General features: G+C 61.3%; 12 protein-coding genes. All 12 read right to left on the minus strand.

Features of this window, described 5'->3' with window-relative positions; all coding sequences use genetic code 11:
• Positions 1–169: 169 nt before the first annotated feature.
• Positions 170–1,336 carry a M50 family metallopeptidase gene (locus tag Q7S20_00400; GenBank protein MDO8500285.1) on the minus strand — a complete coding sequence of 389 codons (1,167 nt, stop codon included), beginning with the start codon at positions 1,334–1,336 and terminating at the stop codon, positions 170–172.
• Positions 1,336–2,463, minus strand: coding sequence for a 1-deoxy-D-xylulose-5-phosphate reductoisomerase (gene dxr, locus Q7S20_00405; GenBank protein MDO8500286.1), 1,128 nt, complete (start codon positions 2,461–2,463; stop codon positions 1,336–1,338). Before dxr ends, Q7S20_00400 begins: the two co-directional genes overlap by 1 nt.
• Positions 2,460–3,314, minus strand: coding sequence for a phosphatidate cytidylyltransferase (locus tag Q7S20_00410; protein MDO8500287.1), 855 nt, complete (start codon positions 3,312–3,314; stop codon positions 2,460–2,462). Before Q7S20_00410 ends, dxr begins: the two co-directional genes overlap by 4 nt.
• A 4-nt stretch (positions 3,315–3,318) precedes the next feature.
• Complete coding sequence (gene frr / locus Q7S20_00415) at positions 3,319–3,873, minus strand: ribosome recycling factor (GenBank protein MDO8500288.1); 555 nt, start codon at positions 3,871–3,873, stop codon at positions 3,319–3,321.
• Complete coding sequence (pyrH, locus tag Q7S20_00420; GenBank protein ID MDO8500289.1) at positions 3,870–4,583, minus strand: UMP kinase; 714 nt, start codon at positions 4,581–4,583, stop codon at positions 3,870–3,872. The genes frr and pyrH overlap by 4 nt, the downstream gene beginning before the upstream one ends.
• Before the next feature lie 7 nt (positions 4,584–4,590).
• On the minus strand, positions 4,591–5,184 hold the full coding sequence (tsf, locus tag Q7S20_00425; protein ID MDO8500290.1) for a translation elongation factor Ts: 594 nt from the start codon (positions 5,182–5,184) through the stop codon (positions 4,591–4,593).
• Positions 5,185–5,294: 110 nt separating this feature from the next.
• The gene (rpsB, locus tag Q7S20_00430) at positions 5,295–6,233 is read right to left on the minus strand and encodes a 30S ribosomal protein S2 (GenBank protein MDO8500291.1); all 939 of its coding nucleotides are present in this window, start codon (positions 6,231–6,233) and stop codon (positions 5,295–5,297) included.
• 15 nt (positions 6,234–6,248) lie between these two features.
• Positions 6,249–6,644 (minus strand): 30S ribosomal protein S9, encoded by a 396-nt coding sequence (gene rpsI / locus Q7S20_00435; GenBank protein ID MDO8500292.1) that lies wholly within the window; start codon positions 6,642–6,644, stop codon positions 6,249–6,251.
• Entirely contained in the window at positions 6,644–7,096 is a 453-nt protein-coding gene (rplM, locus tag Q7S20_00440) for a 50S ribosomal protein L13 (GenBank protein MDO8500293.1), read from the minus strand. Before rplM ends, rpsI begins: the two co-directional genes overlap by 1 nt.
• Positions 7,097–7,954: 858 nt before the next feature.
• Positions 7,955–8,296 (minus strand): hypothetical protein, encoded by a 342-nt coding sequence (locus tag Q7S20_00445; protein MDO8500294.1) that lies wholly within the window; start codon positions 8,294–8,296, stop codon positions 7,955–7,957.
• A 296-nt stretch (positions 8,297–8,592) separates the two neighbouring features.
• Positions 8,593–9,540 carry a hypothetical protein gene (locus Q7S20_00450; protein MDO8500295.1) on the minus strand — a complete coding sequence of 316 codons (948 nt, stop codon included), beginning with the start codon at positions 9,538–9,540 and terminating at the stop codon, positions 8,593–8,595.
• Between the two features lie 55 nt (positions 9,541–9,595).
• Positions 9,596–10,330 (minus strand): hypothetical protein, encoded by a 735-nt coding sequence (locus Q7S20_00455; protein MDO8500296.1) that lies wholly within the window; start codon positions 10,328–10,330, stop codon positions 9,596–9,598.
• Positions 10,331–10,668 lie beyond the last annotated feature (338 nt).

Raw genomic sequence — 10,668 nt, forward strand, 5'->3', positions numbered from 1 at the left:
CTCGCACGCACACCTCAGCGCGCATAAGCTCGACTTCCGACATCCTCGTCCTCTCCACCGACCCAACCCTCGCAAAGAATCGAGTCGATAGGGGACATTTCTATTTTGGAATCAAGGGGACATTATCGGTTTGGTTCAACATCCGATTCAACACGGCCGGTCTCTGCCGTCAGCCCAGACGCTGCACAAAGCTGACTAACAGGCGCCGCAGGTCGTTGTAGGTCACCAGCGCGAACAGGAGCAGTACCACGGTCAGCCCGGCGCGGAGGATGTACTCCCGCGTTCGCAGGCTGAACGCGCTACCCTTGATCCCCTCGAGCACGCCAACGACGATCTGGCCGCCGTCAAGTATCGGAATCGGGAGAAGGTTGAACACGGCCAGGTTAGTGCTGATCAGGGCGATGAGGAAAAAGAGCTGCTCCAAGCCGCCGCGCGCGGCCTGCACAGACGCCTGCGCGATCATTATCGGGCCGCCGAGCTCGCTCGCCGAGACCTTCCGCGTCGCCAGGCCGCGCAGAGCTTCGATAACCGTGCCCGCCATTCGCCAGGTCACGCGCCACCCCGAAGTGACGGCTTCTCCGAGTCCGACCGGACGCGAAATCTGCACAGGAAGAATGCCGATGCGGCCGACTCGCTCAACCCGGCCCGTCGAAGGATTCATCGCCGTGTCAACGGCCGGCGTGACCGACAGCCGCATCCGCTCACCGCCCCGCACGACGTCGAACGCCAGCGGCACACCAGGTGACGCGCTTACTTTCGCAACCAGCTTCTCCCAGTCAACCGACTCTCCGTTGATCGCCACAATGCTGTCGCCGTGCTGAATCCCGGCGATAGCTGCGGGCCGGCCGGCGAACAGCGAATCGGCCGTCGTCGAAAGATATGGGCTCCCGTAGTGAACGAACATTCCCGTCGTCACGACGAGCGCGAGGACGATGTTCATCGTGACACCGGCGAGCAGGACCATCAGTCTCGCCCACAATGGCTTGGACTCGAACCACCTGTCCGGGGGAATCGGCTTCGGCCCGAAGGGCATCATCGCGTCGGGGTCGGCGGGCTGTCCATGCGTCGCAACTTCAGTCACGGCGTTCTCGCTACCGCCCTCGAGAAACGCCGTCGCCTCGTCATCCCTCGACGCCATTCGCACGTAGCCGCCGATCGGCAGCATGGCCAGCACGTACTCCGTCTCGCCGAAGCGCCGCTTCCACAGCGCCTTGCCGAAGCCGATGGAAAAGCGGGGCGTATAAACACCCACCGCTTTCGCGGCCAGAAAGTGTCCCAGCTCGTGCACGAATACGACGAGACCGAACACGAAGATTGGTGCGATGTATGCCAGCATCAGAAAAGCTCCCTTACCTGCCGCCGCGCCGCGGCATCAGCTGCGAGCAGCTCGTCCCGCGTTGTCCCGGGAAGATCTCCCAGGCGCTCGAGTGCCGCGCCGATCGCTCGTGGAATGTCGCCGAAGCCGATCGCGCCCTCGAGAAACAGCGCGACGGCCTGCTCGTTCGCCGCGTTGTACACCGCAGGGGCCGCGCCGCCGCGCCGGCCCGCATCTATACCGAGCTGCAGGGCCGGAAATCGCGCGTAGTCCACGGGCTCGAAAGTGAGCGGCGATACGGTGACAGGATCGAACGTCGGAACTCCGTCATCCCGCGCACGCTCCGGATGCGTCAGCGCGTAAAGCACGGGCAGCTCCATGCTCGGCACGCTCATCTGCGCCACGACGCTTCCGTCCACGAACTCGACGAACGAGTGCACGATGCTCTGCGGATGCACGACCACCTCGATGCGATCGTAAGGCAGACCGAAGAGGAAATGCGCCTCTATCACTTCCAGCGCCTTGTTCGCCAGAGTCGCGCTGTCTATGGTGATCTTGCGTCCCATCGTCCACGTCGGATGCCGGAGGGCATCCTCGAGCGTCGCGGCCGTGAGCTGGTCCTCGCTCCACCCGCGGAACGGTCCGCCCGAAGCGGTGAGAATGATCCGCTTCACGTCGGAGCGAGGGCGGCTCGCGATGCACTGCAGGACGGCGCTGTGCTCGCTGTCTACCGGGACAATTTCGCCTCCCCCGGACCTGCACGCCTCTTCAGCGAGCGCTCCGGCGACTACCAGAGTCTCCTTGTTCGCGAGTGCGACACGCTTCCCCGCCCTGAGCGCGGCAAGCGTCGCGTCAAGCCCGGCCGCGCCGACGATTGCGTTGATGACGATGTCCGTGCCCGGCAAAGTCGAAGCCTCCACGAGACATTCCACTCCGCTATGCCAGTTCGCGTGAAGCGTTTCGCCGCTGTTGACGAGCCCGACGTAACCCGGACGGAACTCCTTCTCCTGCTCAGCGAGCAGCGCCGCATTGCTGTGCGCGGTCAGTGCAGTGACGGCGAACCGATCACGCTGCCTCGAAAGCACGCGAAGCGCGGTCGTCCCGATCGACCCGGTCGAGCCAAGGATCGCAACGCCGCGGCGCGTCATCCCGGAGCCGGAAGAAGCAGATGACCGAGAAGCAGGTACGCTACGGGCAGCACGAACAGCAGGCTGTCGAATCTGTCGAGAATCCCACCGTGACCGGGAAGCAGCCTGGACGAATCCTTCACTCCGGCATCGCGCTTGAGCAGCGACTTGGCGAGATCCCCAACCTGGCCGACCACGCCCACCACCAGTGCGAACAGAAAGATTCCAATCGGCATCAGCGAAAGCTGCGCGAACGGCGTGAGCAGGAAGTGGACGTACAGCCACGCGCCCAGCATCGCAACGGCGAGGCCGCCGACGGCTCCTTCAACCGTTTTGGCCGGACTCACTGACGGCATCAGCTTGTGCCTCCCGAGCATCTTGCCGAACGCATACGCGCCCGTGTCGGTAACCCAGGTCAACGCGATCGGAAACATCACGAGAACCGTTCCCGCGGTAGCGCCCACCGCGTAATCGTGATAGCGCAGCGGATACATGTAGGCGACCAGCGCCGGATACATGATTCCCACCACCGTAACAGACAGCGACACGAGCGGCCTGCGGCTCACGCCGCGCAACCAGATCACGCTGGCGAACAGTCCGAGGAAGACAATCACCGCGACAGTGAGCGTCACGCGATACACGCCGAGGTAGCTGGCGTGAACGAGCAGCGGGATGCACGCAGCGAGAACGATTCCCGCGTTCTCCAGCGGCTCCGCCCCGCGCTCGCGCGCCATGCGGAACAGCTCCCACGCTCCGATCGCCGCTACTGCGCCAAGAGCGGTGGCGAAGATCCATCCGCCGGCATAGATGAGTCCGACCGTCAACGGTGCGCCGACGAGCACAAGAAGGATGCGCTTTGTGAGCTCGGACACGAGCTCAGACTTCCATGATATCTGCTTCTTTTCCCTTCAGAAGTTCGTCGATTTTCGCGATGAAGTCGTCGTGCATCTTCTGCATGTCCTTCTCGGCGTGCTTCACGTCGTCCTCGCTCGTATGGTCGAGCTTCTTGAGCTTCTCGCGCCCTTCCGTACGAGCGTGCCGGATGCCGATGCGCGCTTCCTCGGCGAGCTTGTGCACGACCTTCACGAGCTCCCGCCGCCGCTCCTCGTTCAGCATCGGAATAGGAACGCGGATAGTGCCCCCCTGCGACTGCGGATTGAGTCCGAGGTCGGAGTCGCGAAGCGCCTTTTCGATCGCCTGGACTTGTCCCTTGTCCCACGGCGTCACGGTGAGCAGGCGCGGCTCCGGAGCCGACACGCTCGCCACCTGGTTGAGCGGCATTGACTGGCCGTAGACCTCGACGCGGACAGTGTCGAGGAGGCTCACGGATGCCTTGCCGGTGCGGATCGACGCCAGCTCCCTCCTGGAGCTTTCCAGCGACTTGTCCATCGCCGCGCGCGAATCCCTGATGATCTGTGGAATGGTGCTCATTGAACAATTGTCCCGATGCGCTCGCCGCTGACGGCGCGCGCAATGGCTCCAGGTGTGTTGATGTTCAGAACGATTACCGGAAGCTGGTTCTCCCTGCAGAGTGCGATCGCCGTCTGGTCCATGACGCCGAGCTCCTGGACGATTACGTCGCGATAGCTGATCTCACGAAAGAGAGTCGCCGACGGATCCTTCTTGGGATCGGCAGAATACACGCCATCGACGCTCGTCGCCTTGATTATAACTTGCGACTTGGTCTGGATCGCGCGAAGCGCCGCGGCGGTGTCGGTGGAGAAGTACGGATTGCCCGTGCCGGCGGCGAAGATGCAGACACGCCCCTTGTCAAAATGACGAAGAGCGCGGCGGCGGATGAACGGCTCGGCGATCTGTTCCATGTTGATCGCCGTCATGACGCGGGTCTCGACTCCGGCGCGCTCGAGCACGTCCTGCACCGCGAGCGCGTTGATCACGGTGCCGAGCATGCCCATGTAGTCCCCGCCCACGCGGTCCATGCCGTGGCTCGAGAACTGCGCGCCGCGGACGATGTTGCCGCCGCCTATCACCAGACCGATGCCGGCGCCGAGCTCCACCACCTGCTTGATCTCGCCGGCGATACGCGTCAGCGTTTCGAAGTCGAACCCGAAGCCCTTGCCTCCGGCGAGGGCCTCGCCGGAGATCTTGACAAGTACGCGCGAATACGCCGGCGTGGCCAAGGAGGTCTTACTCCTCGCCCATCTGGAAGCGGACGAATCGGCGGACCTGGATATTCTCGCCGACCTTTGCCGAAGCTTCCTTGACGAGATCGCCGATGGACTTCTTCGGCTCGCGGATCCATGGCTGGTAGAGGAGGCAGTTGTCCTTGTAGTACGCGTCGACTTTCCCCTCGACCATGCGCTGGACGATGTTCTCGGGCTTGCCGCTCGCCTTCGCCTGCTCCTCGGCAATTCTGCGCTCGCTCTCGACCTTCTCGACCGGCACTCCGTCCTTGTCGATCGCGACGGGTGCAGCGCTCGCAATGTGGAGCGCGATCTCCTTCGCCAGGTTCTTGAAGTCATCAGTGCGGGCGACAAAATCCGTCTCGCAGTTCACCTCGACCATCACTCCTACCTTTCCATTGTGGTGGATGTAGCTCGTGATGATGCCCTCGCTCGTCTGCCTGCCTGAGCGCTTGTCGGCCTTGGCGATTCCCTTCACGCGAAGGTACTCGGCCGCCTTGTCCATGTCGCCCTTGTTCTCCTCGAGCGCCTTCTTGCACTCCATCATGCCGGCGCCGGTGCGCTGGCGGAGGGTCATCACATCCTTTGCTGTGAACATCTCTCGATTCCTTATTTATCTCGCGCCGGTGGGGCGCGTGTGTCGTGATCGGTTAAAACAACGCCGCCGGCTGGAAGCCGGCGGCGGGTCTGCCCGCAGGCAGTGGGAAGTTAACCTTCCGAATTCTCGGCGTTAGCTCCGGACTCTCCCGAGACTTCGGGAGCGTCCGTGGTTTCCGCGCTCCCCTCTGCGCTTCCCTCATTCTCTGCGCCTCCCTTCAGCCGGGCCGCGATCGCCTCGGGCTTGGCCCGTCGGCGGCGCGGACGGCGCTTTTTCTTGCGGTCGCCTTCGCCTTCCGGCTCGGCGCCACGGTCGGAGCTGTACGTGTACGACTCCGTCTCTTCCTCTTCCGTACGAATGGGAGCCTCGCGGCGCGCCTCCATGATCGCGTCGGCGATCGCGTGCGCCACGAGCTCGACCGACTTGATCGCGTCGTCGTTGCCGGCGATCGGAACCGTGATCAGATCCGGATCGGCGTTGGTATCCACGAGAGCGATGATCGGAATGCCCAGCTTGTTCGCCTCGGCCACCGCGATCCGCTCCTTCTTGGAGTCGATCACGAACATCAGGCCGGGCAGACGATTCAGGTTCTTGATGCCCGAAAGGTTCTTGGAAAGCTTGTCGCGCTGGCGGCTCATCATGAGCTGCTCTTTCTTCGTGTAGTTCTCGAAGTCTCCGCCCGTCTCGCTGCCGGCCTCGAGATCCTTCAGCTTCCGGACCTGCTTCTTGACCGTCTGGAAGTTGGTGAGGAGTCCACCCAGCCACCGCTCGGTGATGTGCATCGCGCCCGCGCGATCCGCCTCATCCTTTACGATGTTGACGAGCTGACGCTTGGTGCAGACGAAGAGAACGCTCTCTCCGCGCAGGATGACGTTGCGGGCCAGGCTCTTGGCCAGCTCCAGCTGACGAAGCGTCTTCTGGAGATCGATGATGTGGATCCCGTTGCGTTCCGCGAAGATGAAACGGCGCATCTTCGGGTTCCAGCGACGGGTCTGGTGGCCGAAGTGGACTCCGGCGGCAAGCAGCTGATCGAGGTTGGGCTCAGACATTCAGTAAGGGATCCTTTAACGCTTGGAGAACTGGAACTTCTTGCGTGCCTTGGGACGGCCGGGCTTCTTGCGTTCGACCGCGCGGGCGTCGCGGGTCAGAAGTCCGAGGTCACGAAGCTTGCGGCGGTGCGTCTCATCGAGCTTGACGAGGGCACGGGCGACGGCGAGGCGTAGCGCGCCGGCCTGTCCCGTGAGTCCGCCCCCTTCCACGCGGGCCATGATGTCGAAGCGGCCGAGTGTATCGGTCACCGTGAACGGCTGCTGGATCGCGGAGACGTGCGCGGCTCGCGGGAAATAATCGCCGAGCGTACGGCCGTTGACCTGCCACTTGCCCGAGCCGGGCTTGAGGTACAGGCGGCAGACCGCTTCCTTGCGGCGTCCGATGGTGTGCGTGGCGGGACTTTCAGCCATTACTTCGTCTCACTCTTCTTGTTGAGGTCCAGCACCTTCGGCTGCTGGGCAGCGTGGGAGTGCTTGTCGGTTGCAAAAACCCGGAGCTTGCGGCGGAGCGACTGACGGCCAAGCGCCGTCTTCGGCAGCATACCGTATACCGCCTTCTCGATCACGCGCTCGGGATGCTTTTCCAGCATCATGGCGTACGGGGTGAACCGCTCGTGCCCCATGTAGCCGGTGTGATGGAAGTAGCGCTTCTGCTCGCCCTTGCGGCCGGTGACCCGCACCTTCGACGCGTTGATGACGATGACGTTGTCGCCCGTGTCCATGTGCGGCGTGTACATCGGCTTGTGCTTGCCGCGGATGATCTTCGCGACCTCAGTGGCGAGGCGCCCGAGGACCATTCCATCGGCATCCACGACGTACCAGTCGTGCTGGATGTCGGCAGGGGTAGCGCTGTAAGTCTTCATTGAAAGGATAGTCTGATCGTGCATCGAGCCCGCACCGCGAATCTGGTTTATCCGGGGTGCCGGCCGTAGCCGAATGATGGCGAATTGGGACAGCCTTTAAACTTACAGGTCGGAAGGCCAGTACGTCAACACCAGTACGTCAACACACCAGTACGTCAACTGTACGTCAACGGCGGGCTATCAACAGATTGCCGGCTTCGCAAGGCACTCAGAGGCGGGTGAGTGGCTGGCGGCGACGAGACCGCTCGTTGCTAACCGTTTGGCTTCAGCTGCAGCCGAATCACATAGAGCGAGCGAAGCGAGCATACAATAAATCGGCTGTCTGCTGCAAGCGAGGTCATGCCAATGCATCGGAAGCACGCTACAAGTCGTCGGGCCGGAGTCCGGTCCGCTTCGCGATGCGCGCGAGCATGCGCGGTCCGATCTCCTCGCCATCGTGGAACGCGAAAATCGTCGGACCACCCGTCGCGCGCGAGGACCTTGTGGGAGCTCGCCTCGCGCTTGACCACCCACCCGATTCGGAGCAGAGCCGCCAGGACGCGCCGCGCTTTCGCGGCCGGCCACTCGCTCATTCAGTATGCGCCCGCTAATTAGGCGGCGCGGAAATCGAGCGGGAGCAGACTCGGCGCCGGCTCGCCATTCTCCAAGCGGTCAGCGAGGACACGTAGCGCGAGCGCCTGTGCTCTCGCGATCAATTTCGATAGTCAGGAACACGGGGTGAACCTCCGGGATGCGAGTACAATTTCAATCTGCTACGAAGGCTGGTGACGGCATAAACGTCTAAGTTCAGCTGCGAGCGAATTAGATAAAGTGAGCGAAGGGAGCCATCAGTAAATCGCTCGTCTGCTGCAACGCACGTTATACCGCTGGCGGGTTGATCTCGCCTTCATCCAGCAGCTCGAATGCGTTACGATAGTCGTCGAGCGCGAAATGTCTTGCCTCACGGAAGCACAGCCGGCTACTCCCAGTGACATGAAGTTTGAAGTTTCCTCGCTCACCAGCCTTCATTCTGCTGACGACACGATCGCGGAGGACCGTCAATGGAAGTATGAGGACTTGGTCAGCTGATCCCAAAACGAAGATGACAAACGCCCGAGCGTGATCGGCCCATGCCGCCAAGTCGGACGCGCTGACATCATAAAACAGATCCTCGTCCTTCGAGAACGTGATAAACACCGATGTCGCACCGTTTCCTGACAAGCGCCAATCCGGTCGGCGCGGTGCTGCTTGGCTAGTTGGTCCGAGGCGCGCCTCGACCATCCGCTGAACGGCGGCTTTCTCGACCGTGGGATCTCTACTTGGAGTCGTGGGTTGCCACACAGAGCGTGACCTCGGCGATGCGATCCATACAGGGAAGCGTGACTATCAAATGCTCTTTTGTTGCGGTATAACGTTCAAGTTCTGCTGCAAGCACACCTAATAAATTGCGAGCGTAGCGAGCTTCCAATAAAGTGATTGACAGCAGCAACGTTTGTTAGGACGCGGATTGGTAAACTTTAGAACGTAAGAGCCTTGGGAACTTGAGCCTGGATCTCTCGGCAGCGCCTCTCCATTCGTCCGAGGACCATTGTTAGCTGCTCGGCTAAGCGGCGGTCGACCTTATCATCGCCATGCAGCGATACCCACCGCGTAGGATACAGTACATCGAAACGGTATCCATCGCTTGAAGAGTGCCACCCCGCCACGTAGCCGCAAGCAAGAAGTCCGATGATTCCCGTCTTGTCACGCAGCACCTTGGATGCATTGTCGAGAGGGTCAAGACAGTTTTGAAACTGTTTGATCAGGTCAATTGGATTCTCTTGCGGCCGAAGCTCATTGAAATACGTGTCAACATTGACAGCAATGATTCCGCGATACTCTACAATCTCGAGAATTCCAACTGAACGTGATCCAACTGCTTGCCGAGACGCATTTCTGAGGTGTGACCGCAGTGTCTCGGGATTTAGAGACGACACGCGCTTGGCCTCAACGCCAATCTGTTCATCGAAAATAGTTACCTTCGCGTCGGGCGGACCGGGGTGTATTGCGAATCCGCCGAGCGCAAGTAAAGCGGGAACGTACAGCTCGAATTGAATGTTTCTGGCCGGGTCATCGCCGCCACCGGGCACAAGTGCGCCCCGGAGCATTTGTTCGAGTTTGTCCACCGTGAACGGACTGGGCGCTTGGCGACCGTCGACGGCGGCAATCAGGATTAGCATAAACTCCCAAGCCATCCGCTGTACTTCGGCGATCTGGTCCCGAATCGAAACTTCACTGATCGCTACGACACCATTCGCCAAGTCATCAAGGAGTCGCAACGCAAGCGAAAGTCGGCCGCCGTTCGGTATCGCACAGCCGAGTTTGCCGAGCGCGGTTGAACACCATTGTAATCGTGCTCGCGTAAGTCGTTCGCTGGTGGCGGTGGGAGCAGCATTATACGACCAGTTGTGACTTTCCTTTATCATTGCATGTGTTGCGTGCTAACGACTCACGTTATGCGGCGTCAGCATCAATGTGTGGTTAGACCGCTGGCGCACTGGTACGCGATGCCATCCGCGTTGCGAATGCTACATCGACCGGACGCACGAATGCATCGATCGCTCCAACGTACTCAATGACCTGGCGAGAATTCAACGCGATGCGCTGGCCAACTTGCGCATCGAGACTCGGGTGCCGCCGGACGAACTCCGCGGAGGCAACGCCGGCTCGGTGAACGATCGCATGCCGTATGCCCCATATCTCCTCCAGAGTCGACGTGGGCAATGGCAGGTCGCGGACGCCCATCCGCTCGAGACGGTCGCTCCATCGGCGCGGTCCGCCATCATCGACGAACGAACGAGCCCACTTCGAATGCATCTCATGCCGGAGCGCATCTAGGGAGGCCGCGGAGGATACCTCGATGTACGAGGCAGACGGCTCCGCATCGCCGAGCAACGTCGAGTCGATCAGCGAGCATTCCACGAGCACATCGTGCAGAAATGCCTCCGCGAAGGTGACCGCCATAACCACGTTCCATTCACTGAGGAACTCGCTACCCTGAGAGAGTCGGTTGAAGTCCGCGTCGAGACGCGCACTGAGCGCGGTGTCCGCGACGGGTACACCCGACTGCGCGAGACGGCGGATCTCGTCAGCAAAATGCTCGGCGGAACGCACGACGACCAAGACAAGCTGCGCGAGCCGTTTGCTGTTCTCCCAATATCTGCGTCCGGCCGCCGTGTTCGGTGTGCCGGAGGGAGGTTCGGTCAGCCGTGGCATGCGCTCATTGTTGTGGATCGCTCTTGGTTAGGTCATCACGCAAGCGGCGTTCGCGACCAGGCGACCCATAGAAGGTGCCAACGGATGAAGGCAGGTGGGCGGATTTCTCCAAGTGAACCTGAGCGACCTGTGTGGCATCCTCCAGCAGACGGCTCATTGATGGCTCCAACGCATCCATGGCCCTGTTAATCAGACTTAGTGGTCGTGTTTATAAGTACAGTGACGTATAATCGCTTGCATCTTGCATTGTATCGGGATACTGTTGACCTTTCGGCAAGGAGAGGTCATGCCCAGACGCAGCCCGTACACGATTCTGCTGTCCAGGGAGGAATTGGAAC

This window comes from Gemmatimonadaceae bacterium (genome assembly GCA_030647905.1).
In the GTDB taxonomy this organism is placed as follows: Bacteria; Gemmatimonadota; Gemmatimonadetes; order Gemmatimonadales; family Gemmatimonadaceae; genus UBA4720.

Coding starts and splice junctions, on each gene's coding strand:
- Q7S20_00450 (MDO8500295.1), bottom strand. CDS start 9,540: ATGATAAAGGAAAGTCACAACTGGTCGTATAATGCTGCTCCCACCGCC.
- frr (MDO8500288.1), bottom strand. CDS start 3,873: ATGAGCACCATTCCACAGATCATCAGGGATTCGCGCGCGGCGATGGAC.
- Q7S20_00400 (MDO8500285.1), bottom strand. CDS start 1,336: ATGCTGGCATACATCGCACCAATCTTCGTGTTCGGTCTCGTCGTATTC.
- dxr (MDO8500286.1), bottom strand. CDS start 2,463: ATGACGCGCCGCGGCGTTGCGATCCTTGGCTCGACCGGGTCGATCGGG.
- rplM (MDO8500293.1), bottom strand. CDS start 7,096: ATGAAGACTTACAGCGCTACCCCTGCCGACATCCAGCACGACTGGTAC.
- tsf (MDO8500290.1), bottom strand. CDS start 5,184: ATGTTCACAGCAAAGGATGTGATGACCCTCCGCCAGCGCACCGGCGCC.
- Q7S20_00455 (MDO8500296.1), bottom strand. CDS start 10,330: ATGCCACGGCTGACCGAACCTCCCTCCGGCACACCGAACACGGCGGCC.
- rpsB (MDO8500291.1), bottom strand. CDS start 6,233: ATGTCTGAGCCCAACCTCGATCAGCTGCTTGCCGCCGGAGTCCACTTC.
- rpsI (MDO8500292.1), bottom strand. CDS start 6,644: ATGGCTGAAAGTCCCGCCACGCACACCATCGGACGCCGCAAGGAAGCG.